This window comes from Bacillus sp. V3B (assembly GCF_024494465.1).
Lineage (GTDB): Bacteria > Bacillota > Bacilli > Bacillales > Cytobacillaceae > Bacillus_BD.
This window is the reverse complement of sequence record NZ_JAETXM010000011.1, coordinates 19048-45663: the sequence shown is the minus strand read 5'-3', so window position 1 is coordinate 45663 and position 26616 is coordinate 19048. Positions and strand designations below refer to the sequence as shown.

Genomic DNA, 26616 nt, shown 5'->3' with positions numbered 1-26616 from the left:
GGTGAATAGTGTTTAGTCCTTTTTCAAAAACTTGGATATTCCCTTTTCAAAATCTCTAATAATTGATTACTTAATTTAATTATACTCCTCTAAATTATGCATTTTTCGTTTTGATTTGTAGAGCAAATTGTAGGCTATAAATGGACAACACACTGTAAGTAGACTATAAATCTCATGAATGAATTAAGGATTGACTTCTCTCGCTGCTAAAGCCACAAGCCTCCCACCCTATTGTATTTCTGTGGAATTCTTTGAAAAAAGTTTGGGCAATCCATTATTATAGAATCCGTTTCCCCATCATAATACACGATATTCACACAGTTTTGTATGCAGTTTGCATACAAAGCACATACAAATCACATAAACATTTGACTTTTGCATACAAATTGCATACAATTAAAATGAAAATTTATAAAACTAATGAAAAACAAGGAGGAATATGATAAATATGACAAGATCAGTCTCAATTGATATTGGTAATGACGCACTAAAAGGATTTTTAGGTGAATTAGACAACCAGATACATATTCCAAATGTAATAGCGCAAGTACGAGACCGTGAAATTGTTGAAATGGAGAAAAATCCATTAAATGGGCTTCATGTAGAAATCGTTTCCTCTGCATTAAAAAGTAAACATGGAAAGTTTGCTGTTGGAAAATTAGCAGCAAAATATCCGGATAATGATGAACTAACACCAGAAATGGATAAATCTGATAGCGATCAACCCGTGATTCTGCTGTTAACAGCCCTTGCATATGATGCAGTTAATCACTTCCCTGAAGAAGAAGGTGTAATTGAAGCTTCTTATTACCTTTCAACAGGATTACCACTCGATGAGACAAAAAGTGGAAAAACGAAAGACTTTAGGAAGAAACTAAAAACAACGCAACATGAAATCAGGTTTTTAAAAACTCCTTCTCTTGAAGGAAAAATCGTACGAATTAAATTCGAACAAGTCCTTGTTAATACAGAAGGATTTGCTGCATTTGTTGACTTAACTACAAATGATAATGGATCCACTAAAAATGAAGAGTTAATCGGAAAAACCATATTAATTAATGATATTGGTGGACTATCTACTGATTCAGCCATCATTACAGCTGAGGCCGAAGTAGATAATGAATTTAGCAATGGAATTAAAAGAGGTGTGTCTACTTATTTAGATAACATTATTCGAAAAGTATACTCAAAACACAAATACACCATTAAAAGTCGCCAAACATTAGTTGATATTATTACTCATAAAGAACCAGAAGAACAGTATCATATCTGGGTTGGCGGAACTCGTGTATCAATTAAAAATATCATTGATGAAGAACTATCAACCTTAGCTAAAGAAGAATATAAACTGATTAAAGATATGTGGCGAAATGTACCGGATATCCGCATGGCCTATCAGATTGGTGGAGGCTCTCTTGTTTTAAAGCCATATCTAACTGAAATTAACCAAGCTGATAAAAACTACCCTCTTCGCTTTGTATCAGAAAGTGATAGCATCTGGATGATTGCTAGAGCATATTTCAAGATTCTATTAATGTACTTACAAACTAAAGGGATTGCTGCACAAAGTGTAGCACCAACTAAAGAGTGACATAAGAATGGATCATTTCGAGCCTGGAAAAACAATATCATTTCGATTACCACATGATACCCCTTTATATGTGCTTGAAGATCTAACAAAACGAAAAAAGGCTCTAGGTAGAAAATTCAGCAGTGACATATCTTCTATCTTTGTTGACGCTCTTTCTCAAAAAGCTCTGGATAATGAAAAACATGAGCAGGTGATTATCCCCCTTCCTACCGGTTTAACATCCGAACAAAAGGAATGGATCAATCACCCTCATACGAAATCATTATTAAGTCAAATGCTCTACCAGGTCGTCAATAAACCAAATATACCTTTTGATTTTACTGAACCAGTAAATAAAAAGGTTTCCGAGGAACCAAAAACATTCCAAGCCAATCAAGCCATTCAAAACTTCGCACAAAAAACGTTCTTGAACTTTGATGATGATGACGATTGACCCCCATTTTGGGGGTTTCTTTAATATTCCAAAAGGGATATCTAGAAAGAATTGCTACATCTGCCGAGAAATGATTCATAACCACTCTCTTGTAAACCATTTGTAGTCTACAAATGGTTTACAAACTTCAGTTAACATAATAACAGGTCGCTATTACCAGAGAACCACTGATATTCTAAAACTTTCTCTATGTAATCAAAATTGGCCTGCTAACCGGCCTGGCCATCATAATACTTTCCCTACTATTACACAGACTTTTTGACATGAATGCACTGCAAGTACACTATATATTCTCCTTAATATGTAGAACACTTATAGATTATAGTCTATATGTCGGCAATAACAAAATTTATTTGATTTTATATTTGTAGAGCACTTGTAGTTTATAGATGATTTGTATACTACAGATTAAGTTTACATAACATCTTTATTGAAATTCATTTTATTCACTGAACTATTGCTATTTAACTTCTATTCTACATTCTATAAGTCTTCTCTAATATCACTTATTATCTTTCCTATATGTGTACTACTTGTAGTTTGTAGTACACATATAGTCTACAAATCCTCCTATATAATCGGATTGTATATATCTAATCATCATGACTAGCACAGTTCTCTATAGATCAGACAATTTACCAAACCCATTAATAAATCATTCAGTCTCTATGAAACTATGAATTCTCTAAACCAGCTGGTATTAACAATCCACTTACATTAATTCCTCTTATCTCTTGATAGAATTTCTTAAGCCATATGTTTTCTTTTCCTATGCCTTTTTGAACCTTTGGCCCAAAAAGGCTGCTCTAGAACGCTGTATGGCAACCATTAGGCGATCCCCGTCTGTCCAACGGTTAGAAGACGTTTCCCTTCTTGGAGAATCTGTAATTCGATATATTTATAGAGCACTTGTAGTTTGTAGTCTACAAATCATCCATAACTGTAGTTTACATAATAAAACCATTTACAAATAATTACTAGCTCATATTCTGTTAGCCATAAACATTCCGAGATCAAACTTATTAATCCATACTGATTGTAGACCACTTGTAGTTTGTAGCGCGAATATAGACAACATGTATCTTAAAATCTAGTTTACATAACACCTGGTAAAAATCCACTTTTAAAAGTTTTTCACTTATAACCAACACTCCACAAAAGACTTTCAAAAGAATTTATTGATTCCTCGTATTTGTGGACTACAAACCATAAATAATCTAAAATAATATGTATCAAGCACTCGTGTTTTTTGTAGACCACTTGTAGTTTATAGTCTACGAGTGGTCTACAAAGTATTTATCCTTAACACAATGAACAATAAAGAGGGGGGATTAGTAATGGAGAACGGAAACTTTTGGAAAATTGGAGATTTTGTTGATGAGCTAAACTTGACTCTTGATCAAAAATTACATACCAATACCATAAATGGATGGTTTAAGCGCTTAGAAAATAATCGTATTCACTACGTTAACCGCGAAGAACAGACTAACGAAAAAGTTTACGATGAACTAGATTTTAAAATTGCTTTATTTATAAAGAAGAAAAGAGAAGAAAAGTGGGCTTTATCAGCCATAGAAAGGGATCTACCAAACCATTTTGAATTAAGACCATTTCCAATTGAAGAAGAAAAATTCAATGCACCAGCAGACAATATAGACTTAATCAAGAAACAGTTAACAGAAGAAATAAAAAAGGTGTTTGAAGAAATGGCTGCCACCAAAATTGAAGAAGTTAAAAGTCAGTATCAAACACTATTGAATAATTTACCGAAACCAATATCCGAAGAAGAAAAGAAAGAACAGAGATTTCAAACAATGATAATCCACAGAAGAATTGAAAGTAAACTTCAAGAAGAGGCTAACCAGGAATGGTTAAAACTACCGGATTCTGAACGGTTGAAGAAGGTTGGATTATTTAGAAAAGATGTTGATATTGAGAAAAAGAATGAATTTATTAGAAATTATGTTAATAGGTATTTCGAGGAATGCTTGAAAAAGGAAATGGGATTAGATCAATAAGTGTATTAGAAATTAGTAGACTAAAAGATAGATATGAACTGAAGGAAAATGGAAAAACACCCAATAATTATTGCAATAAGAGAGGGGAGTGACTCATATTTCGGAAGGTCCTGATAACGTTCGATGCGGAACGAAAAGCACACAAGAAGTCTTTTAGGCTGGCTTGGTGAAGTGCCTGGCTATACGCCATACGTCCGTTCAGGTTCTTTGAGAATATACGTCAGTGTTTCAGTAGAAACTCTTTCTGCATAGAAAGATAAGGGTACTGTTAAGAAGCCTATTAGTATCTTAAAACCTCACTGCTTTAGCGGTGAGAATTATCAGAATCTAATCTCAATGGAATAACATAACAGAGGTTTTCCAATTTGAACCTCCCACACCACAACTAAAGTCACAGGATTCTAGCGTCCTTACGAACGTTAAAACCCTTTTAAAGACTACCAAGCTGGTGGGATTCCTGCTTCATTGAGAACTGCGTCCCAGTACAGAACGTCTTACACTCTCTCCATTACTCGATGAAGCTGAGCAAACAGCATCTTTCGTGCTGACAGGCACACTCCGCAGTTCCTGCGGTAAATAAATTGATTAAATGAAAACGAATTGTTCTTGAAGGAGGCGGATGCCTTCTTCTTTAATATTTTTTGCAGCATTTATGTCACGATCATGTTTTGTTCCACATCTTGGACAAACCCATTCACGATCCGAGAGGGATAACATTTGGTTTTTCTCTTTACACCCACTGCATTGCTTCGAAGAGGCAAAAAAACGGTCAATAAAAACCACTTTTTTATTCGCCCAATCTGATTTGTAAGAAATGAACGTTTTAAACATAGACCAACTGACATCTGCAATACTCCGTGCTAATTTTTTATTTTTAATCATACCCTTAACATTTAAATCTTCTAAAATAATGACTTGGTTTTCGTTCACTAATTTATGAGATTCTTTGTGCAAAAAGTCTTTACGAGTATTGGCGATATGAAGGTGAAGTTTACTTATTTTTTGCTGTAATTTTTTATAATTAGCACTGCCGATCTTTTTATTTTTCAACTGACGTTGCAGTTTGGCTAACTTTTTTAAATGAACTTTTAAAAATTTAGGGTTTTCTACTTTTTTACCCATTGAATCGATATAAAAGTGATTCAATCCTAAATCAATCCCAATAATTTGATGATTTAGAGTTTGAGAAAAATCTATTTTTTCATGTAAAGGAACGATTTCTTCCATTTTCAAAGATACATAATATTGGCCACTACTACGATATTTAATGGTTGCGGTTTTAATTTTGCCATTAAAACAACTCTCTTGAAACATCTGACGGTGTTTCTTGGAAAGACGAACTTTTACTCTGCCTAATTTCGGCAATTGAACGGTTTGCTTTTCAATATCCAACTTAATATTTCCGTTGGTTTCTTTCATTGTATAGCCTTGTTCAGATTTTCGTTTGGATTTAAATCTTGGAAATTGATTTTGACCATTGAAAAAGCGTGTAAATGCATCATCTACAGCTTCCAACGCACTTTCTAATGCGAATTTATCCGCTTTCTTTAACCAAGCAAACATCGGATGTTCTTTTAATCCATTAAATGATTTTTTGAATTCATTTGAGCTTAATGATTCTTGGGTCAATTTATAAACTTCCTTTTTCTCGCCTAAAAAGAAGTTAAACGTAAATCGAGCACAACCCGACGTTTGGTGAATTTGTTCTGTTTGTTTTTCGTTTGGTTCCATTCGAAGGTGAAGCCCATAATGGCGGAGGATTTTTCCTTCTTTAGCTAATTCTTCGTTCCGTTGTTTGGTTGTCTTCCTTTTTGCCATTAGGTTCACCTCCGATTTTATTATTTAGGTCTTCCACGTTCTCGTAGTTTTGTCTGTTGTTCTTGAATATACTTCTTGATTTGTTCTTCTGTTCGATCACTGACTGTACAAATAAAATAGGATGGGTTCCAAAGATGTTCTTCCCATAAATGTCTTTTTAGAGAAGGAAATTCTTTGAAGAGAAAACGAACTAAATTCCCTTTTAAAGCTTTTACTATATTTGGAATATAATGTTGAGGGGAGCATTCAATTAACATATGTATATTATCTAAGTCAGTTTCTAACTCTATGATCGTAAAACGATGACTTATTGCCTGTTCTTTTACTATTTCTTTCAATCTTTTGTCTAATTCACCAGATAAAATCTTTTTACGATACTTTACACACCAAACTAGATGGTATTGAATTCCGTAAACAGAGCCTCTTCCTTTTCTTATTTCCATATTTTTCACCTAAATATATTTTAACATATGTATTTAATATTATACACACGTACGTTCTGTTTTTTAAAAAAATATGCCCGCACACTCACGACTGAAGTCACGAGTGTGCGGACATTAATCATCAAATTTTAATTAAAATCCACACATAAAAGTCGTGATATTCGTTCTTCCTTTAGAAATGATTCTCAAAGTTCACTAAAATGGTTTTCATCACTTGAGTAGAATTCCCTTTTTCTTTAACGCTTTGTAAAAAGTCCAGAAACAAGATGACTAAAAGATCTTCTACTGTAAGCTCTTCATCCATTAAGTATGGAGAGCTATCATGAAGAAATATCTCTCCTCGGTAAATTTCAGATTCTTTGACCCGCAGTGTGATCTCAGCTTTTTTTTCTTGTGACGTCACTTCTATTTCTTCTTCCCTTTGTTCAAAAGAAAGCAAATGAGGGGTCACTTGTTTTAGCACTCTTTTTTGAACAGTTGGTTGGTCAAGATATTTTTTCTTGGAAGAAATCAAGAAAGGGCAAAGTTGCTCATATTTAGTCCCTTTTTTCACTTGTCCTAAAAAGTCAAAATATAGAAGGACTATCAGATGATAAAGAGTCAGATCTTGTGCCTCTTCAAATAAGTCCTTAATATCTTCAACGAATACCTCTCCTCTTAAATATTCATAATAGGGGATCTCAATTTTAAGATACCTATACTGTGGCATTAGATAATCCAAAAAACCCTTTTTTGTCTTGGTCCCATAAAGTAGCCTGTTCTTTAAAAGACTAAATTGACTATAGGATTTCTTCAATAGACTCCCCTCTTTCTAGCCAGGAAACAGCATAACAGATCATACTATAAACAATTCTACGATCAGACAGATCCTGGGAGATAGAGAGATCACGCAATCCTCCCCGTTGACTGTATTCTGTTTCCAATAGATGCGTATGCATATATTCCTTCGTATCCTTGTAGGCTATTGAAAAATCCACGTCCTTCCACCGACCCATACTAAACCGCAGCAACAGCGTATTTAGGTTGGTTTGCGTCAAAGGCTTCCCTGACTTTTTCTTGTATGTAGGATTCCATGTTTTACAAATTGTTCGGAGCTTCACCTTCATGGCATAATCTACAGGAAATTTAATGTCATGCTGCTTGTCTTTTCTGACCTTTCTTATGGAAGATAGATATGAAGGATCTGTTAAAGATGCTTTTTCAATAATTTTCGATTTGGATTTTTCTCTGTTTAACTCTTCAAAAAAAGGGTTCAAAGATGACATACCCTCTCTCCTCTCTGCTCTTAATCTTTAAAAATGAGAAAATATCATATGGTCACTAGGTCAGTTTTCCACTTTATTACTAATATAGTGGGGGAGGGGAGACTTTAGAACTCGAGAAGGTATGAACAGCCATTTTAATGTCGATACTATATAGCAAGAATATTAACTTGCGAGGGACAACAATAATGAAAAAGAAAAAGAAGGATATAGAAACAAAGAGACAATTTGCGAAGCTCTTAGAACAGGCAGGGAAGAAAGCTGGGGGCAAAATTGTTAAAGTAAAGATCACCAAGTAAAAACTTCTCAAATACTGGTAATTCATCTACATTTTCATGCTTTCTAAATAAGTGTTTTAAATTAACTCCGAGAATTGAAACGTTATATTCAAGGTAAGCTTTTGGGATTTTTCAATGTCAAATACCCCGTAAGAAAATCCCTTCTTATCGCAATTTTAAGAAGGGATCTTTAAATATTAATTAATACTAAAAATAATACCACCTTGGTTCTTGAACTTGATTGGTTGAGAAGGGATGACCTTTGACTGTTGCACAATCTGTTCGGAACCCTCTAAAATTCTAATGGAATCAGCAGAAGGTTCGAAACCCTTAACTATTTCTCCATTCTTGACCTTGACGTCATTTATTTCTCCATCTAATCGTTTTAATTCTGGACATTGCTCCAACCAGAAACACTGCTGTTCCAGCTTCCATAAAGGAGAGGGGAGAGGGACGTCTTTTTTTTTGTATGGTTCTAATAGGTTCCGAAATTCTTTTGAATGAGCAGCAGTAAAGAGAGCAGCTCTTATAATTTGGTTACGATCTAAGTTAGTGGCATGAAAAAGTGTATCTACATATTCTCGAAAAATATCGTCGTATCGAACAGTCGGTCTATACATGACGTCATCACTCCTTATATTGTTGAAATTCCATCCACTAGTAAACTTAGTAATGTTGCTATTCCAGTCTAAAACAAAATCATTACTAAACTCTAAATCTTCTTTCTCCTCTAATTCTACTTTACTTCTCCTTTTCTCCAGTTAATTATCCTGTGAATTGAACTCCCTGACGTCTTTAACATAGGAATCTTCTCGCCTTAAATGATAATTTGAACTGGTTGACGTCTTGATAAATGATATAGCAAAAGCTTGTCCAATATTCCCAAATTGTTGGGATTAAGTTGAATACTTTTAGGATTTTTAGTCAAGAATGTTGCTAACAAAGATTTGGAAGGGAGTTATATCGATGTGGGGAATTGGTAAACCACGTAGCAAACTCGGAAAATGGATGGATAAAAGAGGACTGGATCAGCAGGACCTTGCTAAAGCTGCAAGAGTAAGTAAAAATACCATTTCAAAAGCTTGTAATGAAAAAGATTATATTCCTCGTCAGGACGTCATAAAAAAACTGTTAACCGCCATTAGAAAAATAGATTCTAACGCCAAAATGAGTGATTTTTGGGATATGTAGGAGGTTGGAACAGCTTAATTAAGCTATCGAAAAAGGAAGAAGATATTATACGGAGACACAGTATCGAGAATATTTGGGGATTTCAAAGGAAAATAAAGTAGGTAAAACGATCATTTACGCTAGAGTATCTAATCAAGGGCAAAAAGATGATTTAGTGAATCAAGTTGAATTTCTAAAACAGTTTGCTAATGCAAGGGGGATCATTGTAGACGAAGTTCTAACCGATATCGGTAGTGGATTAAACTACAAACGCAAAAAAGGGAAGTAAAAATGATTATGATTGCACACAAGGATCGTTTTATTCTTTTTGGTTATGAGTGGTTTGAAGGCTTTTTACAGAAGTGTGGGGTTGAATTACTTGTTGTTCATAATGAATCACTGTCTCCACAAGAGGAACTCGTTCAAGATTTAGTTTCTATTATTCAGGTGTTTTCATGTCGGATTGATGGATTGAGAAAATACAAGAAAAAGCTGAAAGATGATGACGAACTATGAAAAAAGCCTATAAGACTGAGATGATCCTAAGAGAAAAGCAATGTCAAAAAGTACATCAAACCATTGGTGTTTGTCGTTATGTGTATAATTTGTATCTTGCTACTTCACATGAACATTATAAAGAAACAGGCAAACATTTGTCAGGTTATGATTTTTCTAAGTGGTTGAACAATGTTCATATGAAACAAACCGATTTTTGGATGAAAGAGGTTTCCAGTAAAGCAGTTAAACAATCTATTATGAATCGAGATCGAGCTTTTAAAAACTTTTTTGAAGGTAGAGCGAAGTTTCCATAATTCAAAAAAAGAAACATCAAGGTGTGAAGGCTTACTTTCCAAAGAACAATCCTAAAGATTTAGTAGTCGAGCGTCATCGAATAAAGATTCCTACTCTTGGTTGGGTGAAATTAAAAGAATATGGGTATATTCCTTTAAATGTGAAAGCTTCAAGTTGTACCGTTTCACAAAAAGCAGGTCGTTATTATGTATCTGTTTTATGTGAGGTTAAATCAGGTGAGAATACTCAAATCAACATCCATGATGGGATTGGTGTTGATCTTGGACTGAAAGATTTTGCTACTTGCAGCCATCATAAGACATTTGGAAATATCAATAAAACATCAAAGGTAAGGAAACTTGAAAAAAAGTTAAAACGACAACAAAGAAAATTAAGTAGGAGTTACGAACAAAACCATTATAGAAAGAGAGGTGAGTTCTGCTCTAAAAACAGGCAGAAACAACTTGTAAAGGTTCAAAAACTGCACGCTAGACTAGCCAATATCCGTACAGAATATGTTCGATCTGTGGTGAATCAGTTGGTAAAAACCAAGCCAACCCATATCACCATCGAAGATTTAAACGTGAAAGGCATGGTATCCATCTTCTAAACGATGCTCTTGTTGTGGTCATAAGAAAGGAAAACTCAGTCTTTCAGAATAGAGTGGGCTACATCCGAATTTAAGCCTGTGGAGAGCTATACCAACGATAGTAGTGAGCATTTGGCGAGGTCGGGTTCTTGGAAGCAGGAAATTGTCTAGCGTAGTCAAATAATTATATTTGATTATGTTTTTAGTAGCAGGCATTCACATGTTTATTGATACAGTCATTCCTCATTGTCATGTTTGTATGGAAGAACTTAAAATGGGGGAACTAGTCGTTGTGGATGGATTACTAAAAAGAATTATGCATGCTAACTGCAATTATCTAGCCGATCAAAAAAATCGGACCAAGGGAAATACGAACGATCAAGTTAGTTAAAGAATGTTGGAGCTGATCGAATCGAATTTATGTAAAATGAGTTAAATATATATTTTTAGAAAATTCAATAACACGATAGATTAATTGATTAAACGGCATGGGATAATTGTAGAGGAGAAGTTTCTAATCTAAAAGTTAAAGTTTTAGATAGTCTGAGACACCTTATCATTTTAGATTTTTTATCCCTTATAACATATCTAAAAGATAGTCTAAAATTAATATCCAATAAGTTATATATATTTTAGACAGTAGCATTTACCTTAAGGTCATTAACATAATCATTCTTATCGGCAATAACAAAAGGATCTTCTAATCGAAGATCCTTTTAGCTGCTTATTGGATTAAAGCACTCGTTTGCTTATAGAAACGTACTTTTACAAACGGGTATGAAGAGAAATTTGATATTTAAGCAATATCGTAGGGCAAGATCATCAATTTATCAAAAGGTGTATCAACACCATGATCTTCTGTTTCTTTACACAATTCTATACAAATTGTTTTAATTTCATCGAAATCAGCACAGGACATATTTTCCTCCTCTTATAATTGATTTGAATATTCTGATATTATTATCCAACTTTTATTGAATGGTGTAAATAACTAAAATTTACACATCTAATTCTAGTCAACATAAGCGATGTTATCGGCACTGAAACAGGATCTTCGGCTGGAAGATCCTTTTAGCTGCTTGTTTAATTAAAACGCCCTTTAATAGTATAACATGTTGACGTTTTTAACACCCTTGTTTGTAATGAAGCCTTATTATTGTCATTAAACATTTACGACATTTATTCGAGATAACCTTATGTTTTTGTTAATTTAACTTCTAATTATTGAAATAAATAATCCCCTGCAACATTTATTGTATTACAGGGGAAAGTAAGTATGTTTATTCTGACTGTGAGGCTAAAAATGCACTTTGCGATTGACTAACTGCTGTTTGAGCTTGTCCGATTTCCATCGCAGCTTGTTTGATTGCTTCTTGTGCTAAAGTTGGGTCTGAAGATGATTTCTCAATTGCTTGATTTAATAGGTTTTGTGTAAGAGTCACATTTGCTTTAGCTTGGTTTAATTGATTTACGTCAATTTGTTGTTGGTTTTGAGGCATTAGTATCTCTCCTTTGATTTTTTAATTACCTCTATTATATTGAGCTAAAATCGCATTATTATAATTGGGAAAATATACAAAAATATTGAATGTAACTAGTTTAATTTGTTTGTTTCTAAAGTGATAGAGATGTTCTATAGATACTTCACTAATTGTAAAAAAATATCTTCCTTGGACTGTTTTAATTCTAACTTTATAAGCTCTCGAATACGGATTCCATAATTTATAATGTAATTTACTTTTTTTACCAAACTAACCTTGGTACTTAATGTTGATCACTGTAAGTACCGGTTAATAATGTACTATCGACATTGACGGACATTGTTGGAAATGGACTCTTAAAGGGATTGGTGTTTGTTCAATCTTTATCGTTTATATATATATATATATCGGTGGCAAATCAAAATTTTCCTCTCTTCAGAGGGCTATTAACTGCATAAAAAGGGGGTGTTTATGCAATTCTTCTTCAAGTGGTACAGACAACATTTTTACTTAAAGGGGTCCCACCAACAAAAAGCGCAAAACATACGCTAAGCAAATTTCGACATAAAAAAAGCCGATTTTTCCTACGCTAAGGAATCATCGGCTTTTAATATTATAGGATAAGAGGTTATTATATTTTGGCAAACTTCCATTTTTTAAGTCTAACATTCTGTGCGCCAAGGGGAAGGATTAACCCAAAGGCCAATATAATCCCATGAAGTAATGCTGCTAACAAAATGTCCCCCTCGCTTTCTAACTTGTTATCTCTGATTTTTTACCTCTAGTTTGAATTTCGAAGTCAAGGTCTTTAAGGAAAAAAGTGATTATGACACCACCTGCAAGAATTATGGCACCAGTCCAAAAGGCATATTGATAATCCCCTGTAATGGTACGAAGATATCCTCCTAAAAAAACACCACAAGCAGCGAAAATTTGGTGAATTAACCAAGCAGACCCTAAAATACTACCCATTGCGTTTTTCCAAATCGGTCGCCAATAATACCGGTAACTAATGGAATAATTGGCATTGATGAAATTCCATACACAAGAGCAAATATATAAAGTTGCCAAGTACTAGTGGAAAGAGCAATCCAAACAAATGCAACCATCCGTATCATATATAATCCGATTAGAAGGTTTCGTTTTCCATATGTACGTGATAATTGCCCAGTTAACCACATTGAGATTGCACTTGCTAGAGCAGCAATACCAAGTAACTGACCACCAAGAGCTGTTCCTCCTCCAAGGTCAACTGCATATTTTGGCAGATGCATAGTTACCAAATAAAGAGTATAACCACACGAAACAAAACCTATTGTTGCAATCCAGAATTCTTTACTTAGTAATGCTTCTGACAATAAAGTACTCCGAGGTGAAGAAACTATGGAAGAAGTGTCTCCATCGGGAACCTGATTAACATCCTGTGGGTTATTTTTTGTCAAGAATAATACCACAGGGACAATGATGAATAGCATAATCAACCCAAGTACAAAAAAAGCAGTTCGAAACCCGGTACTAGCGATCAAGATGCCCGTTAAGGGTAAAAGCACCAACTGGCCGATATTCATTCCCATTGAACTTCTAGCAAGCATAACGGCTCTTCTTTTTACATACCAACGGGAAACTAAAACGGAATTCGCCATCGAACCACACCCAGCAAAACCGATTGCCGTCAAAACACCATAGTAAAGAAAGAATTGCCATATATGTGTAATTGTTGCCGATAGCAAAAAAGCATTACCCATTAACGCTGCACTTCCGGCAATTACCGGTTTTGGACCAAAACGATCAATCAGTTTTCCCATCACAGGTTGAAAAACCCCCCAAGTAATCATATTTAACGAAACACCCAAACTAAGCGTAGTTAAACTCCAGCCATATGTTTCGTTAAGAGGGGTAAAAAACTGACCCACAGCAAGATTTAAACCAAATGCACCCATAAGCGTAAGAAACGTGACAAAAACAATTCTTGAACCTAAAAACGATTGTGGCATTTTAATCTCCTCCTAAACTAACCTTCAAACATCAATCTTAGTGGTTATTATATTCCGATTTTACTAACCTGTCAATTGTGTTATAATAGGTTAATAATTAATCCGAAGGGGTAATAATTATGGCTATTGAACAAGAATCTTTTCCACTCATATCTGGTCATCTTTCCTTTGACCTTGTTAACACAGAAGTTGTACGGCATGGAATCCGACATAACCTGCTTGAAACTGAACAGGATGTCGAAGCTTGGGTCAATACCTTACTGGCTCAAACTATTATATATACTGAGCAATTGTCAGAAGACGTGACAAGTTGGGCTAGGGAAGCTTTACCTATCCTGCATAAACTCAGGTCACTACTTCGCGAAGGATTCGAGAGGATTGCCGATGGCGGTAATCTCCCTAATGGATGGACAAGTCAACTTGAATCGCATATTACAAATGCACCGTTTTCTTACAAAATTAATAAAGGTAAGTTAATGCCCGTTCCATTAGGAAAACCTGTATACGCACTTACTTCTTTAATTTCTTTGGATGCACTTGAACTTTTAGCAACTGGAGAATTGACCAAAACTCATCGCTGTGCGAATCCTGATTGCGTTCTATTATTTATGGATACCAGTGGAAGACGTAAGTGGTGTTCAATGAAAATATGCGGGAATCGAAAGAAGGTTGCTCGTTTCCAGAAGAGACATCAGAAAAAATAGGAGTCAAAAAATAATGGTCTGGTATGGCTTAGCTGTGGTGAAGTAGTTGTGGATTAAAAATAAAGTCATATCATTTTTATAAAAGTTTAACCGTTTATTTTGACAATTTTTATTTGGGGAATATTATAAAATTAAGATTAATATAAAAAATTGGAGGTAATAATATTGGCAACAATTGAGGACTTTTTGAAGTTGGATATTCGTATTGGTACCGTGATTAAAGCAGAGCCATTTCCAGAAGCACGAAAACCGGCAATAAAATTAGAGATTGATTTTGGTGAGATTGGTATTAAACAATCTTCAGCACAAATTACACGAAGATATGAGCCAGAACAACTTATTGGAGGTCAAGTGGTTGCAGTAGTAAACTTCCCTCCTAGGCGTATCGCAGGTTTTAAATCTGAGGTATTGGTAATTGGCGGTGTTCCAGAAGATGGTGACGTGGTACTCTTAAAACCGGACAAACCTGTTAAAAATGGTACACCAGTCGCCTAGATCACTAAAAAAGGATAAATTTTTATTGGATCTCATCAACAAAACGACCGGAAAACGCTAAGCAAATTTCGATATGAATAAAGCCAATTTTTCCTACACTAAGGAATCATTGGCTTTTACTATTATTAGGGTAATGTTGAGAAAATACGATTATCTTAACCAGTCATAACAGACGACTTTATATATTTGGGACGGTGTTATATGTGTCCATAATTGGTTTAAAAATTTCATATTCCGTAAAAATACATCTTTTAGGATTAACAATTATATCCATTCGTAATGTACATAAACTCATGAGTTTCTAAACAACTTATCATTAAAGACTTTATAAAGATTTTCTTCCCTTTTTGATGTTCAATAACTCATCCCTTTATCTATGTTCAGTTAATATGAAAAAGATAAGTTTTGTTACACCAATGATAGTCTTAGAGTATAGAATACTTATCTTTTCTATGTCGAAATTTGCTTAGCGTATGTTTTCCGCGTTTTGTTACCGGGACCCCATATAGTGAAGGAGGGGTAAATTTGAAGTTTAAATATTTTAGTATTCTGTTTATACTGTCGGTATTGCTTTCTGCTTGCAATACTGGAATAGAGCCAAAGGAATATTTAGGAGAAATATATAGTGTTGCATTGAACTCAATAATGGAACAGGATGAAGCATTAAGTAGTGATATGGAATATATAGCTATTGATATGAGTAACTTTGAGGAAGTAGATGAAAGTGATAAAGATGAAATTTTAAGCTACTTCAAGGAAAAATATAAAGTTGAAGTAATGGATGCTACCCTTGAACAACTGAAAGAAAAGGGATTATATAATCCAGATACGATGGTTTTGGATGGCGTACTTCTTAGAATAGAAAAAGTTGATTTTAAGTTCAACAATAAAGTCTTTTTTGAGGGTTCCAAATATCGTTCAGGTTTAGGGGCAGTTGGAGTAGAAGTTACAGTTCATTATAAAGATAATAAATGGAAATCCAAAGAAGCGAAAGTGACTTGGATTAGTTAATTATTATTGTGCTAACGGGGGCGTTTCTGAAAGATGATAGGAACCTTTTCTAAAGTGGTAGGTTAATTTAATAAAAGTAGGGAGGTCAAATGAAGAAATGAAGAGTTTTTTCAAAGGAATTATTTTTAGTCTATTATTGTTGGCTGTTTTTCTATTATTAAGAAACGGAATTGAGTTACTGATTGCCTTCGGATTATCATTACTCATTTCCACAATTGTATTTGTTCTTTACGTTAACAAAAAAAAGCTTTTATTCAAGGAATTAGTATGGATTTCAATAGGAACTGGATTCTTTTACATAATCTTCGCGTCAATCGGAATTACTTTATTCCCAGTAGAAGAAATAAGGGATTTAGGAGATATAGTAATGCCGTATGTGAATGCGTTTATTTTTGGTTTGTTTACAGTTTTCGTTTTTATCTTTTTCGGATTTAAGTATTCAAAGCAAAAACAATCACTTTCTTCTTAAACAAATAGATAGCGTTATTCTATAAAATTAGCTTTTTTATACGATTAACTATGAGTTTGTGAAGGGAAATACTTAAATTAACGGGTAGCAAGAGTTGAACAAGGAGTTGTCTATACGGCAACTCCTATTGTGCTAAAGGTGTAGTTTTGTTGAACAAAGGTTTCTGATATTCAGGTAACATCAGGGAACAATAATCTCTAATATTAGTTAAACAAAGGGGATTATTGATGAAAAAAATTATATTATTTACCATATTGGCATCAGTCATTTTAAATCTTTCACCAATTTTTACTCGCGCTGAAGAAAAATTAAATAAAGACCTAATGAAAATTATCAATGAGTTTGTAGCACCAAACTCATTACTAGTAAGTCCTGAAGAACCTAAATCAACTAAACCATTTCAGTTTTATGACTTTAACCAAGATGGACAAGAAGAGATTATTATTACTTTTGAAATAAAGGCAAAAGAACAACCTAATCCTTCACAATATGGCGTAATAGTATTAAGAAAAGAAAATGAAAGATGGAAAAAGACTTGGGAAACACAAATACAGGGGGTAGGATTAGATTATTCAGGTGTTGCTGATATTACTGGTGATGGTATTAAAGAGTATCTCTTTGGTGTCACAATTGGTGCTTCAGCAGGAAATAAACTAGAGATTTTTAAGTGGAATAATAATTCTTTAAAGATGATAGCAGAAGTACCATATCATATGATGGAGCTATTAAGTAATAAGAAAGTTGGAATAGCCATTTGGCAAAGGTACATTGCAGATACCTATTTTGTAGATGTTCTAAAATGGAATGGAAAAAAATTAGTTCTAGATGAAGAACTATACTCTAGTTATTATCCTGCAATTGAAAAATTTTATAACGGTAAAATATCAAAAATGGATACGTGGTTCTATTGGTATACACTTGCAGATGCTCAAATAAAGGCAAATTTATTTGAAAAAGCTAGGAGTTCTATACAGAAAGGAGCTACATTAGCAAAGCAATTATCATTACCTGATGAGATAGAAAACTTTAAAAAATTAAGTGTTAAGCTGGAAAAAAGAAAAAATCTTATTAAGCTACCATGTAAGAACGATATTTTCTTACATTTTCTGTGGTGAAGCATGGCTTCATGGATGGCTAACGGGTAGCGATTGCGGAACAAGGCAGTCGCTTCTTGTGCTAACGGGTTAGTGAAAGGAGTCCATATGCGGAAATATACCTACTCTCCCCCGAAAATTAAGGATTCAACTAAATTAATTGATGTGGTTGATGAACAAGGTAATGTGATATGTAAATTTAAAAGAACTTACAAAAATTTTATAGTAAGATTGGTAAATTATTTGAGAAGTTTTGATTGGTATGCTCAAATTGATGTTTATTCCGTTGATGGAGAACTTGTATATAAGTGTAAAAAGACAACTAAGTGGGTTGGGCATCCATATTATCAAGTTTTCAACTGTAAAACTAATGAGGTGTTTCAAATAACCTATAAAAATTGGCAAAAAATTGCACCTGAATTCCTCATTACAAGTCAATCAAATGAATTTACAATGGAAAAAGAAGTAATGGATTGGGTAAGGTTCTATCATCAAGGTAAAGAAGTGGCAAGGTGGAAAATGAAAACTACTGAATGGTTTAAGACTTATTTAGAAATTGAAGAAGACTGTCCTATCCAAAATCCAGAATTTTTTATTTGTCTTTTTCAATGTATTTTTTATGTTGGCGACTAAATATGCACTATTTGGTTGTAAAGATATATAAAATAATAGCTACAATATCTATCAATATTAGTGGATAACAAGTTTAATTATGAAAGATATTCATATGAATAGTAGGTCAGTCTTTTCTTTTTCATTAAAGATTGTGAATGATTGTACTTAAAGTAAAGGGTGGCTTATCTACAATAAGGATTGGGCCCCTTTTTCTTGTACTAAAGCACTTTTATATATAGTATTCGATCCGAAACATTGATATGGTGCCCCCTTTATCATCGTTTCCATGTAACCATAGATAAGCGTTTAAGAACTTGACGTGGAGCCTCTGTGGGCATGATTGGTCTTGAAAGCCTGAAGCCGTTGTTTCATCAGGCATCCAAGCCTATCATACTCACCTCTCCACGTAAAGTTCTATGTTTGTTAACGTTAATAACTATAATTACTTACTATATATAATGCTTCTACAAAGATACAAATTTGGCATTTCTCGTATCTTTACTTACGTTCAATACGGTGGAAAATCATACTACATATAAGACGCATTTAGTTGAAGAGTATTTGATCTTTGTTCAGCAATCGGGCCATATTGTTTAGTAAGTTTTACGGAAAAAATTAAAGTCAGGAATGTAAATGTTAGATATAATCTCTGTTAGAGAGTAAATGAAAATAAGCAGGACAAAGGTCAGTTGGAGGGAATGGAATAGTGAGAAAATTATTATTAATGCTCGTTATACTAATTGTGTTTTTAACATTAAGTGGTTGTAATAATAATTCTGTAAAAAAAATTAAAGCAGATTATTTTGATATTGGCTTCGGACAGAGTTTGTACGAAGGATATAATAAAGTAGACCAAGAAACTGTTCAGTCACTTGTAGATGCTTACAATCAAATCAAATATATTGGACAAACAAACCAACAAATTAATTATGAAAAGGCGATAACGATAACATTTATCGATAATGATCAAATTTCAGGTACTTTAACGATAGATGATAAGGGAATTTTTCATCTAAGCGATGGTTCTGAAAATTATCAAATCGAGCCAAATAATGATATTTATGAACAAGCAATAGAAATATATAACGATGTAAAGGAACAATATTAAATTGATAAAAACAACAATCAAGTTAAGCAGATCCAAATTAAAAGAAATTAAAGTTTAATAAACAATAGAGCGCATTTCCTGAATTAAAGTGTACCCTTTGTAAAGGACATTTTAAATCGACTTTTAATTTATTTTATATAACTAATTCAAAATATGTAAATTCACATCAAATACATTTAAAAAGAAAATGATAACGATAATTGATAATCCCCAAGCTAATAAGGGACGTTTATAATGAATATACAGCATAACAAAGAGAATGATATCGAACAAAAGTGACCACCACATATTCCAGCCGTTGAAGTGATCTATAAAATTGAAAACATGAAGGCCAAAAATCTCTGCAATTACATATAGAATCACCCAAAATATAATATAAAAGATTTGTTTCCTCTTCTTTTTAGGAAAGTGAAACAAGTATATCATAACCGTTGCAGGATACACCGTTATCATAATCCATAAATTCGCTAATGTATGATTCGGGAATATCCAAGTTTTGTTATAACTCCACGTTGGATCACTATATATAAAAATGTTATATAGTAAATCACCAATAATCAAGAATAGAATAGTTGGATAATATTTTTCTATTTTTCTCCAATCCCCTAATTTCCATCCAAGAAGTAAGCTCGTTATTCCAACAGCAACCATTATCATCAAGACCTTTTCAATTTTATATAATCACTCCAAGCTTTGATTAATTATACTAAAATTTTATATAATTGGTAACATTTTAAATATTCTTTACAAAAAAATATCATTTATAAGCAACTTTCATTTTGTAATTTTCTCCTTTTGCAAATCTATTTAATAGACACCTTAATCATACACTCAAGACCTAATCTTAACAATTGGAGTTAGTATAGTTTTATGGACACGGTTTAGTTAACTCTCTATGATAAAAATAAGAGGGGAAGTGTTCGGTATGAAATCGAGAAACAAGCGTAAATATAACGATGATTTTAAGAAAATGGTGGTGGAACTTTATCACACTGGTAGCTCGGTGAGTACGTTAAGTAGCGAATATGGCGTATCTGAAGTCACAATTTATAAATGGATTAAAGCCCTAACTCCAGTGAACGGTGAGGAAAATAGTCTAACGCCACAGGACATAACTGAAATCCAAAAAGAGAACCTTCGAATGAAACAAGAAATTGAAATCTTAAAAAAGGCTATGGCCATATTCGCCAGAAAGTAACCGATACCGGGCTAAAAAACTTGATTCACAATCAAAAAGAAGTGTTTCCCGTCCGGGTCATGTGTGAAGTACTAGACATGCCAAGAAGTACTTATTACCAGTCCTTAGTGAAAACAGAATCAGTACGTGATCGGGAAAATCGATTGCTTCTTGAACATATTCAGTTAATCCATACCGAGAGTAAGGGCCGATATGGAGCACCTAAGATTCATTTCCTTCTATTAAAAGCAGGGTTTTCAGTTAGTCTTAAACGGGTTCAACGGATCATGAGAAAGGCGGAAATCTATTCGATTACGATTAAAAAATTCCGTCCACAATCAAACAGAAAACAATTGAGGCCCGTGAAAATGTATTACAACAGGATTTTTCTACTTCTAAATTGAACGAAAAATGGGTGGCCGATATCACCTATATCCACACTTTGCGAGATGGCTGGTGTTATTTAGCCACGGTTTTAGATCTGTATTCTAAAAAAATCATCGGATATTCCTTCTCTCGTTCCATGACGACTGAACTTGTTTTACATGCTTTAGACAATGCCGTTTCTGTCCAACAGCCGGATCCTGGCGTCATTTTACATACGGATCTTGGCTCTCAATACACCAGTGAAGATTTTAGCCAAGCGCTTAAAGAACAGGAAATCATTCCATCTTTTAGTCGAAAAGGCTGCCCATACGATAACGCATGTATTGAGTCTTTTCATGCCATTTTAAAGAAGGAAGAAGTCTATCACGTAATCTATTTAAATTTCGAATCAGCGAATACAGCCTTGTTTCAGTTTATTGAAGGTTGGTATAATCGCCGACGCATTCACGGCCAATTAAACTTTCAGACGCCGCAAGAAGTGGAAGATCAGTTTCATCAATCAGCATGAAAAGTTAACTTATTTGTGTCCAAGATATTGACTCAAGTCCAAGGGGAGAAAACGATGTATAGAGAAAGTGAATTAAAGTTTTCAGATTTTGCTTATAATGATCGGTTTGAACTAAACTCTTACCTTTCCTATATGTTCCATTAATTTTATGATAATGTTCCAAATCAGCCAGAAGATAAAATGATCACACGTATGTTTTGGTCGAGTAAAGATAATATAAAGAATGGCCATTTCTTATAAGGTATTTCCATATTTCACTTAGCTACGTAGTTTCGTTACTTAATTGAAGTAGAATACGAAGGGAATATATGCTATATTTTAGTTTATACATAGTAATCTAAGAATAGAGGTGTATAAAAATGAACAAAACAGAATTAGTAAAAGCTGTATCAGAACAATCTGAATTGACACAGAAGGACGCTGCAAAGGCGGTTGACGCGTTATTTGATACGATTTCTAACACACTTGCTGAAGGAGAAAAGCTCCAATTAATTGGATTTGGAACATTTGAAGTACGTGAACGTGCAGCTCGAAAAGGTCGTAATCCACAAACCGGTGAAGAAATAGAGATTGCTGCTTCTAAAGTTCCAGCTTTTAAACCAGGAAAAGAATTAAAAGAAGCCGTTAAATAAAATATATATCTTAATAGTGTAAAATACTCTGGGTAGTCGAATCCAGAGTGTTTTTTATTTTAAAGATATTTACTATCACTTGTTCATAATTGTTACACCCTGTTAGAACAAAATGAAAATGCGATGATATCAAGCTATCAATATGTTCAAACAGCCTTGTTCAAAGTATAGGATGGAGATTATATGAAATTTGGCTATGCGAGGGTCAGCACAAAGGATCAAATGTTCTTTATATATATAAAATGAGTAGCGCAAAGTTATGTTTTAACTTTCACTTAGGTTTTCGCTTAGCTGTTTCCATTTTTAATTAGTAGCCTTTAGGCTGCGATTTCCTTTAGGAATAAAGATTTAGTGAACTAAAGGTCAAAACAATGAACTTCAGAACCTTTCAGAATCTTCTTGGGTGACAACAATCGAGACTGTAAGAAAGGAAAGTGTGCGGGTTTTGAATAAAGTTTGATCAAAAATTCTGTGTTACAGGATTTTTTTGTTCCAGAATCTGGCCATTTAATTGAACAACACTTAGCAGTTAATTTGGATATTTATGTTAAAATTAATTAGAGATTATGAAGGTTTGTCCTTCAAGTAAACTGGCAGTTTTCTTGAAGTAGTAACTATAATTTATGAATTAGAAAGCAAGGTGATTTAGTTGGATAACAACGCTTTTATAGCAATTTTCTCGGCTTTTATGGGTGCATTTGTATGTATTGTTGCAGCTATTAAAATTAGGAGAAAAAAGAATAATGATAAAAATACATAAGCCTTATAGATGTTTATCGTTATTTAAGAATAAGAGTACATTTCTGCAATAACAGAGCAGCACAGCTTCAATATAATGATATTCATCAAACGGGCGCTTAAATGGAGTAAGATAATTATTTATAGACTGATCGGTTTTTACCGTTCAGTCTATTTTTATCAATAAGGTATACTCATTTGATAACTCTAAAGAAACAATAAATATTAAGCAAAACCCCGTCTATAGTTAATGTTTTAGATGTGGCCCCTCATTCCTCGAATCGTTTCCTTACCCCTAATAAAGAGGTAATTACCTTTTTTGCAGAGTATATTTTGCACCTGATTCATTAAGTAATTTTGAAATTCCTTCTGGATGATACGGCATTAATCGGTCTGCTTCCTCTAAATCCACCCATTCAACTTTTATGATATTTTCTTCTTGTGGAATTTCTTTAGGTCGTTTTGTAATTTGCCCATGATAAGTAATAAAATAAACATGATTCTTGTCTATAAAAGCCTCGTTCAAAGCAACAATATTGCCAACCTTAATATCATATCCTGTTTCTTCCTTAACTTCTCTTATAGTTGCTTCTTGCAAAGTTTCTCCTACTTCTACTGCACCTCCTGGTAAAGACCATGTACCATTCTTGTTGAATACCATTAGGATTTTGTTTGTGTTTTCATTAAATAATAGTGCATATATAACATCAACTCTCTGAAAATCCATTTCTTCATCCCCTTGTAAACCCAATTTATCTTATTATAAAACTAAATTTATGGTGACAGTGGAAATTATTTCCTTAATAATCCTGCCAGTTAGCTGAACAAGAAAAGCGATACTCTATTAAAGCATCGCGTCCATTTGTTTGATAAGAAAGGTGAACTCTCTTATTTAAAAAAATTCTCACCGTTAGCTAAATAAAAAATGGAAAAGAAGCCATTTCAACCCCTAAGCTATTGTCTCATTATTAGTTCCAAAGCATAAATAACTTACTTCGTTCCACCAAATACCGCAAGTTCCATCCATTTGAAATAACAATCCGCATGATTAAATCCGATTTCTCGAAGCCAGTTAACTTGAACATCCACTCGTTCAAGAATATTATCCTCCTTGTCGGGGCGGTTGTAATATTCGTGGGCAACTTCCTTTCGGTTCCTTTTATTGTGAAAAGCAATGTGCTCTATGAAAAGTTCATCGTGCAATTTTTCAATTTCAGGGGTTGCAGAAGCTGTATGTTCAACATTGATGAAAATACCACCCGGTGCCAAAACGTGGTAAATTTCTTGATACAATTCTTTCTTCTTTTCATGAGGAAGATGGTGAATGGCATAACCGGAAACAATGCAGTCCACTGATCCCAGTTCTGCATATTGCTGAATAGAATGACTGAAATCACCATGAATAATCTTACAACGGTTCATATAGTCTTTCATATGAATACGTGCATTTTCAACCATCGGCTCAGAATGGTCTAATAACACAGCAGAAGCTTCTGGATAAGATTTAAGCAAAATCTCAGCCAAAAACCCATTTCCACACCCCAAATCCATAATTCTTTTCGGACTAGGGGTAAAATGATTGACTACTTGAAGCATAATTTTGGTCTGTTCAGCTCCGAAAGGAATAGCTCCTCTCACTTGTTCAAGATAATGCTGCGTCACATCTTGCCGTTGCCAGTTTGTAGTTGACATTTGCATTTTATTGCCCTCCTATTAGTAAAAATAAAGATTATAAAATACAAAAACCTATCGTCTACTAAGAGACGATAGGTTTTGCCTACGTGGTACCACTCTTTTTGATTCGTTTGATTATATATAACGAACCCACTTTAGGACCGAATTACGGCAGTCAACCGTTAAGACCTACATATCAGTCTAACCACTCATGAGCGAGTTGGGGAATTTTATTGACTGTCTTTCACCAACCGACAGCTCTCTGAACAATTATGAATCCTTAATACTCCCAATCATTGTGTTTATAGTATTTGTGAAATTTTTCTTATTTTATTCTATATTTTGAAATCAGTCAATCCATATTTTACTTGTTCTTGTTCAACTATATGGCCCTTAACCTAAAGAAAGAGCACAATTCTTGCTGGAATTGTGCCCATTTGCGGAAAATCAAAATTAAATACTAATATTCTCTTGCCACAGCTCCTAAAGATATTGTTCTAATATGTTTTTCCTCTTTTAGTTTTAATAGCTCTTCTTTAGTTCCGGTTACCACAACCCCAAGGATTAACCCTTCTTTCATGTTTTGCTTCGCACTTTCTAAAAGCTGGTCTACTATAAAGTCATAATTTCCTGTGCTTTTTAACTCTCTTAATGTAGAAAGAAAATCCTCTTCATCTTGAAGTACAACGTCTCCTTCACCTTTAAGTGTAGTAACATTAAAACCATAAACATATGATGCAGTCGTACCTGAACTATGAAGACCTTGCAATTGTTTTTTAGCATTATGGTTATAATCATTTATCCAGTACCAGGTTATTTTATTTTTCAAATTAAAAAACTCTTGTATTTCACTAACTGAATAGGATTGGTCAAAAGAGATGGCTGCTTCCATAACTGCATCATCTGGAGCATTTTCAATTAAGTCTAAATCGTTTTGAATAGCTGTATATTCAAACCACGGATGATAAAACAGGATTGTTCTTTGCCCGTTTGTAGTGTTATAATATCGAAACTCTTCTTCGGTTTCTCCTGCCCCAACCTCATCGTATACTGCTATTGCTGACGCCTTATTATTATGCCCCATTGCATTAAACGTTTGTGTTTCTTGACCCCAAGGGATTATTCTATCTTCAATTATTTTGTACTTATGGTAGGTGTAGCTTCCTGATAGAATCCCGTAATCAAATTTCCCTCCTCCAATTTGAATATTCGGTTGCGAAATTTTATACAATAATCTATTTGCTTCAACTGCTTTTGAATGAGCATTGCCTACTATCTGACCATTAATAACTATAAATAGTGTCCCTACAAAGAGTAGGGTAATAGTTGAGATGATTATATTTCGAATAACACTTTTTCTTTTTGCTTTTTTAACTATTCCTTCAATATAATTAGACTGGAATGGTTCATTTTTCATTATTATCCCTCCTAAAAAGTTTTGTAAGCTTCTTCCTAGCACGATATAAATAGGTCTTAACGTTACTTTCTTTCAAATTAAGATACTCAGAAATTTCTTTATACGAAAATTCATCTTCATATTTCATTTTTATTAATTTTTGTTCAAGTGGTTTTAATTTGTGTAATACCTGTTCATACTCTTCTTTTGTTTCTTGTTTAATCAAGGTATCTTCCACATGATTTTCTTCCGATTCCAATAGATAATCCTCAAACTCCATTATTGAACTGCGGTTATTTTTTCTACACAAATCGTAATATTGGTTGATGGCAACCTTGTAAAGCCATGACTTAAATGCCTTAGAATTAATACCATCGATATTTAAAAATCCACGATATAGGGATTCTTGAACAATTTCTTTTGCATCTTCTGGATTAGCCCCCATCGAGCAAAGCTTTTGATATATATCGTTAGTTAATCTAGTTATTTCTTCATTTGAGGGCTTACTCACTTCTTCATCTCCTTTCACAACTACTAAAACGAATTAAAGGTAATTATGTATACAAAAAAATTTAAGTTTTTTTAGCAGGCATCTTGAATATAAATAAGCTTTACTTCCTACTTGGAGTAAAGCTTATAGGTATGAGAAATTTCATTATTATTTTTACAAGAATCATATCTTTTCCTTCTTCAACATTACTGCCCCATCATTTAAAGTACAATCCTCCACAATCTCATC

27 protein-coding genes, 5 pseudogenes and 1 other annotated feature are annotated in these 26616 nt (G+C 33.7%); of the genes and pseudogenes, 16 read left to right on the top strand and 16 right to left on the bottom strand.

The genetic code is table 11. The features are described from left to right. Positions 1–448 precede the first annotated feature (448 nt). The 3 genes from JMM81_RS13320 to JMM81_RS13310 all read left to right on the top strand — a co-directional run bounded on the left by JMM81_RS13320 (position 449) and on the right by JMM81_RS13310 (position 4042). Complete coding sequence (locus JMM81_RS13320; protein WP_256242064.1) at positions 449–1591, top strand: ParM/StbA family protein; 1143 nt, start codon at positions 449–451, stop codon at positions 1589–1591. A 7-nt stretch (positions 1592–1598) separates the two neighbouring features. Continuing rightward, positions 1599–2024, top strand: a complete 426-nt coding sequence (locus tag JMM81_RS13315) for a hypothetical protein (RefSeq protein ID WP_256242063.1) — start codon at positions 1599–1601, stop codon at positions 2022–2024. A 1337-nt stretch (positions 2025–3361) separates the two neighbouring features. After that, positions 3362–4042: a MerR family transcriptional regulator gene (locus JMM81_RS13310; RefSeq protein ID WP_256242062.1), complete on the top strand. Its 681-nt coding sequence runs from the start codon at positions 3362–3364 to the stop codon at positions 4040–4042. 585 nt (positions 4043–4627) lie between these two features. On the opposite strand, the gene JMM81_RS13305 is transcribed toward JMM81_RS13310, so the two are convergent. From JMM81_RS13305 to JMM81_RS13285, 5 genes are all read right to left on the bottom strand, one after another. Continuing rightward, positions 4628–5860: an RNA-guided endonuclease TnpB family protein gene (locus JMM81_RS13305; protein ID WP_256242061.1), complete on the bottom strand. Its 1233-nt coding sequence runs from the start codon at positions 5858–5860 to the stop codon at positions 4628–4630. 20 nt (positions 5861–5880) lie between these two features. Next, entirely contained in the window at positions 5881–6303 is a 423-nt protein-coding gene (tnpA, locus tag JMM81_RS13300; RefSeq protein WP_256242060.1) for an IS200/IS605 family transposase, read from the bottom strand. Positions 6304–6475: 172 nt separating this feature from the next. Continuing rightward, positions 6476–7012, bottom strand: a complete 537-nt coding sequence (locus tag JMM81_RS13295; protein ID WP_256242059.1) for a hypothetical protein — start codon at positions 7010–7012, stop codon at positions 6476–6478. Between the two features lie 70 nt (positions 7013–7082). Then, positions 7083–7568, bottom strand: a complete 486-nt coding sequence (locus JMM81_RS13290) for a hypothetical protein (protein ID WP_256242058.1) — start codon at positions 7566–7568, stop codon at positions 7083–7085. 472 nt (positions 7569–8040) lie between these two features. Beyond that, complete coding sequence (locus JMM81_RS13285) at positions 8041–8463, bottom strand: hypothetical protein (RefSeq protein WP_256242057.1); 423 nt, start codon at positions 8461–8463, stop codon at positions 8041–8043. Positions 8464–8809: 346 nt separating this feature from the next. On the opposite strand from JMM81_RS13285, the gene JMM81_RS13280 reads away from it, so the two are divergent. The 4 genes and pseudogenes from JMM81_RS13280 to JMM81_RS13265 all read left to right on the top strand — a co-directional run bounded on the left by JMM81_RS13280 (position 8810) and on the right by JMM81_RS13265 (position 10785). After that, positions 8810–9034 (top strand): helix-turn-helix domain-containing protein, encoded by a 225-nt coding sequence (locus JMM81_RS13280; RefSeq protein WP_256242056.1) that lies wholly within the window; start codon positions 8810–8812, stop codon positions 9032–9034. 37 nt (positions 9035–9071) lie between these two features. Beyond that, positions 9072–9529: pseudogene (locus tag JMM81_RS13275) on the top strand (IS607 family transposase); the annotation flags it as partial. Next, positions 9526–10464: pseudogene (locus JMM81_RS13270) on the top strand (RNA-guided endonuclease InsQ/TnpB family protein); the annotation flags it as partial. The pseudogenes JMM81_RS13275 and JMM81_RS13270, both read left to right, overlap by 4 nt. 150 nt (positions 10465–10614) lie before the next feature. Continuing rightward, entirely contained in the window at positions 10615–10785 is a 171-nt protein-coding gene (locus tag JMM81_RS13265; protein WP_256242055.1) for a hypothetical protein, read from the top strand. Between the two features lie 405 nt (positions 10786–11190). On the opposite strand, the gene JMM81_RS13260 is transcribed toward JMM81_RS13265, so the two are convergent. The 6 genes and pseudogenes from JMM81_RS13260 to JMM81_RS13240 all read right to left on the bottom strand — a co-directional run bounded on the left by JMM81_RS13260 (position 11191) and on the right by JMM81_RS13240 (position 13869). Further along, positions 11191–11313 carry a hypothetical protein gene (locus JMM81_RS13260; RefSeq protein ID WP_256242054.1) on the bottom strand — a complete coding sequence of 41 codons (123 nt, stop codon included), beginning with the start codon at positions 11311–11313 and terminating at the stop codon, positions 11191–11193. 361 nt (positions 11314–11674) lie between these two features. Next, the gene (locus JMM81_RS13255) at positions 11675–11893 is read right to left on the bottom strand and encodes a hypothetical protein (protein WP_256242053.1); all 219 of its coding nucleotides are present in this window, start codon (positions 11891–11893) and stop codon (positions 11675–11677) included. Positions 11894–12042: 149 nt separating this feature from the next. Beyond that, a pseudogene (locus JMM81_RS23100) lies at positions 12043–12230 on the bottom strand (alkaline phosphatase family protein); the annotation flags it as partial. A gap of 309 nt (positions 12231–12539) precedes the next feature. Next, a pseudogene (locus tag JMM81_RS13250) lies at positions 12540–12611 on the bottom strand (LysE/ArgO family amino acid transporter); the annotation flags it as partial. A 17-nt stretch (positions 12612–12628) separates the two neighbouring features. Further along, on the bottom strand, positions 12629–12847 hold the full coding sequence (locus tag JMM81_RS13245) for a hypothetical protein (RefSeq protein WP_256242052.1): 219 nt from the start codon (positions 12845–12847) through the stop codon (positions 12629–12631). Then, a complete protein-coding gene (locus JMM81_RS13240) occupies positions 12832–13869 on the bottom strand; it encodes an MFS transporter (RefSeq protein ID WP_256242051.1) in 1038 nt (345 codons plus the stop codon). Before JMM81_RS13240 ends, JMM81_RS13245 begins: the two co-directional genes overlap by 16 nt. Positions 13870–13988: 119 nt before the next feature. Between JMM81_RS13240 and JMM81_RS13235 the strand changes: the two genes are divergently transcribed. The 7 genes from JMM81_RS13235 (at position 13989) to JMM81_RS13205 (ending at position 19365) form a co-directional block, all read left to right on the top strand. Then, positions 13989–14573, top strand: coding sequence for a CGNR zinc finger domain-containing protein (locus JMM81_RS13235; protein ID WP_256242050.1), 585 nt, complete (start codon positions 13989–13991; stop codon positions 14571–14573). A 165-nt stretch (positions 14574–14738) separates the two neighbouring features. Then, positions 14739–15068, top strand: a complete 330-nt coding sequence (gene csaA, locus JMM81_RS13230; protein ID WP_256242049.1) for a chaperone CsaA — start codon at positions 14739–14741, stop codon at positions 15066–15068. 525 nt (positions 15069–15593) lie between these two features. Continuing rightward, positions 15594–16079 carry a peptide ABC transporter substrate-binding protein gene (locus JMM81_RS13225; RefSeq protein WP_256242047.1) on the top strand — a complete coding sequence of 162 codons (486 nt, stop codon included), beginning with the start codon at positions 15594–15596 and terminating at the stop codon, positions 16077–16079. A gap of 97 nt (positions 16080–16176) precedes the next feature. Next, positions 16177–16548: a hypothetical protein gene (locus JMM81_RS13220; RefSeq protein ID WP_256242046.1), complete on the top strand. Its 372-nt coding sequence runs from the start codon at positions 16177–16179 to the stop codon at positions 16546–16548. Between the two features lie 227 nt (positions 16549–16775). Continuing rightward, positions 16776–17663, top strand: coding sequence for an FG-GAP repeat domain-containing protein (locus JMM81_RS13215; protein ID WP_256242045.1), 888 nt, complete (start codon positions 16776–16778; stop codon positions 17661–17663). A gap of 87 nt (positions 17664–17750) precedes the next feature. Then, positions 17751–18275, top strand: a complete 525-nt coding sequence (locus JMM81_RS13210; protein WP_256242044.1) for a tubby C-terminal domain-like protein — start codon at positions 17751–17753, stop codon at positions 18273–18275. A gap of 688 nt (positions 18276–18963) precedes the next feature. Beyond that, positions 18964–19365 carry a hypothetical protein gene (locus JMM81_RS13205; RefSeq protein WP_256242043.1) on the top strand — a complete coding sequence of 134 codons (402 nt, stop codon included), beginning with the start codon at positions 18964–18966 and terminating at the stop codon, positions 19363–19365. A 141-nt stretch (positions 19366–19506) separates the two neighbouring features. Here JMM81_RS13205 and JMM81_RS13200 read toward each other — a convergent pair whose 3' ends face one another. Then, positions 19507–20022: a CBO0543 family protein gene (locus JMM81_RS13200; RefSeq protein ID WP_256242042.1), complete on the bottom strand. Its 516-nt coding sequence runs from the start codon at positions 20020–20022 to the stop codon at positions 19507–19509. A 268-nt stretch (positions 20023–20290) separates the two neighbouring features. On the opposite strand from JMM81_RS13200, the pseudogene JMM81_RS13195 reads away from it, so the two are divergent. Continuing rightward, a pseudogene (locus JMM81_RS13195) lies at positions 20291–21437 on the top strand (IS3 family transposase). Positions 21438–21796: 359 nt separating this feature from the next. After that, entirely contained in the window at positions 21797–22069 is a 273-nt protein-coding gene (locus tag JMM81_RS13190) for an HU family DNA-binding protein (RefSeq protein WP_256242041.1), read from the top strand. A 1048-nt stretch (positions 22070–23117) separates the two neighbouring features. Here JMM81_RS13190 and JMM81_RS13185 read toward each other — a convergent pair. From JMM81_RS13185 to JMM81_RS13170, 4 genes are all read right to left on the bottom strand, one after another. Next, positions 23118–23534: an NUDIX hydrolase gene (locus tag JMM81_RS13185; RefSeq protein WP_256242040.1), complete on the bottom strand. Its 417-nt coding sequence runs from the start codon at positions 23532–23534 to the stop codon at positions 23118–23120. Between the two features lie 263 nt (positions 23535–23797). Next, complete coding sequence (locus JMM81_RS13180) at positions 23798–24505, bottom strand: class I SAM-dependent methyltransferase (protein WP_256242039.1); 708 nt, start codon at positions 24503–24505, stop codon at positions 23798–23800. Positions 24506–24563: 58 nt separating this feature from the next. Beyond that, positions 24564–24787: a binding site (T-box leader), on the bottom strand. Between the two features lie 154 nt (positions 24788–24941). Further along, positions 24942–25898 carry an anti sigma factor C-terminal domain-containing protein gene (locus JMM81_RS13175; RefSeq protein ID WP_256242038.1) on the bottom strand — a complete coding sequence of 319 codons (957 nt, stop codon included), beginning with the start codon at positions 25896–25898 and terminating at the stop codon, positions 24942–24944. Then, a complete protein-coding gene (locus JMM81_RS13170) occupies positions 25888–26388 on the bottom strand; it encodes an RNA polymerase sigma factor (RefSeq protein ID WP_256242037.1) in 501 nt (166 codons plus the stop codon). Before JMM81_RS13170 ends, JMM81_RS13175 begins: the two co-directional genes overlap by 11 nt. Positions 26389–26616 lie beyond the last annotated feature (228 nt).

Coding starts and splice junctions, on each gene's coding strand:
- JMM81_RS13320 (WP_256242064.1), top strand. CDS start 449: ATGACAAGATCAGTCTCAATTGATATTGGTAATGACGCACTAAAAGGA.
- JMM81_RS13315 (WP_256242063.1), top strand. CDS start 1,599: ATGGATCATTTCGAGCCTGGAAAAACAATATCATTTCGATTACCACAT.
- JMM81_RS13310 (WP_256242062.1), top strand. CDS start 3,362: ATGGAGAACGGAAACTTTTGGAAAATTGGAGATTTTGTTGATGAGCTA.
- JMM81_RS13305 (WP_256242061.1), bottom strand. CDS start 5,860: ATGGCAAAAAGGAAGACAACCAAACAACGGAACGAAGAATTAGCTAAA.
- tnpA (WP_256242060.1), bottom strand. CDS start 6,303: ATGGAAATAAGAAAAGGAAGAGGCTCTGTTTACGGAATTCAATACCAT.
- JMM81_RS13295 (WP_256242059.1), bottom strand. CDS start 7,012: ATGCCACAGTATAGGTATCTTAAAATTGAGATCCCCTATTATGAATAT.
- JMM81_RS13290 (WP_256242058.1), bottom strand. CDS start 7,568: ATGTCATCTTTGAACCCTTTTTTTGAAGAGTTAAACAGAGAAAAATCC.
- JMM81_RS13285 (WP_256242057.1), bottom strand. CDS start 8,463: ATGTATAGACCGACTGTTCGATACGACGATATTTTTCGAGAATATGTA.
- JMM81_RS13280 (WP_256242056.1), top strand. CDS start 8,810: ATGTGGGGAATTGGTAAACCACGTAGCAAACTCGGAAAATGGATGGAT.
- JMM81_RS13265 (WP_256242055.1), top strand. CDS start 10,615: ATGTTTATTGATACAGTCATTCCTCATTGTCATGTTTGTATGGAAGAA.
- JMM81_RS13260 (WP_256242054.1), bottom strand. CDS start 11,313: ATGTCCTGTGCTGATTTCGATGAAATTAAAACAATTTGTATAGAATTG.
- JMM81_RS13255 (WP_256242053.1), bottom strand. CDS start 11,893: ATGCCTCAAAACCAACAACAAATTGACGTAAATCAATTAAACCAAGCT.
- JMM81_RS13245 (WP_256242052.1), bottom strand. CDS start 12,847: ATGGGTAGTATTTTAGGGTCTGCTTGGTTAATTCACCAAATTTTCGCT.
- JMM81_RS13240 (WP_256242051.1), bottom strand. CDS start 13,869: ATGCCACAATCGTTTTTAGGTTCAAGAATTGTTTTTGTCACGTTTCTT.
- JMM81_RS13235 (WP_256242050.1), top strand. CDS start 13,989: ATGGCTATTGAACAAGAATCTTTTCCACTCATATCTGGTCATCTTTCC.
- JMM81_RS13220 (WP_256242046.1), top strand. CDS start 16,177: ATGAAGAGTTTTTTCAAAGGAATTATTTTTAGTCTATTATTGTTGGCT.
- JMM81_RS13215 (WP_256242045.1), top strand. CDS start 16,776: ATGAAAAAAATTATATTATTTACCATATTGGCATCAGTCATTTTAAAT.
- JMM81_RS13210 (WP_256242044.1), top strand. CDS start 17,751: ATGCGGAAATATACCTACTCTCCCCCGAAAATTAAGGATTCAACTAAA.
- JMM81_RS13200 (WP_256242042.1), bottom strand. CDS start 20,022: ATGATAATGGTTGCTGTTGGAATAACGAGCTTACTTCTTGGATGGAAA.
- JMM81_RS13190 (WP_256242041.1), top strand. CDS start 21,797: ATGAACAAAACAGAATTAGTAAAAGCTGTATCAGAACAATCTGAATTG.
- JMM81_RS13185 (WP_256242040.1), bottom strand. CDS start 23,534: ATGGATTTTCAGAGAGTTGATGTTATATATGCACTATTATTTAATGAA.
- JMM81_RS13180 (WP_256242039.1), bottom strand. CDS start 24,505: ATGCAAATGTCAACTACAAACTGGCAACGGCAAGATGTGACGCAGCAT.
- JMM81_RS13175 (WP_256242038.1), bottom strand. CDS start 25,898: ATGAAAAATGAACCATTCCAGTCTAATTATATTGAAGGAATAGTTAAA.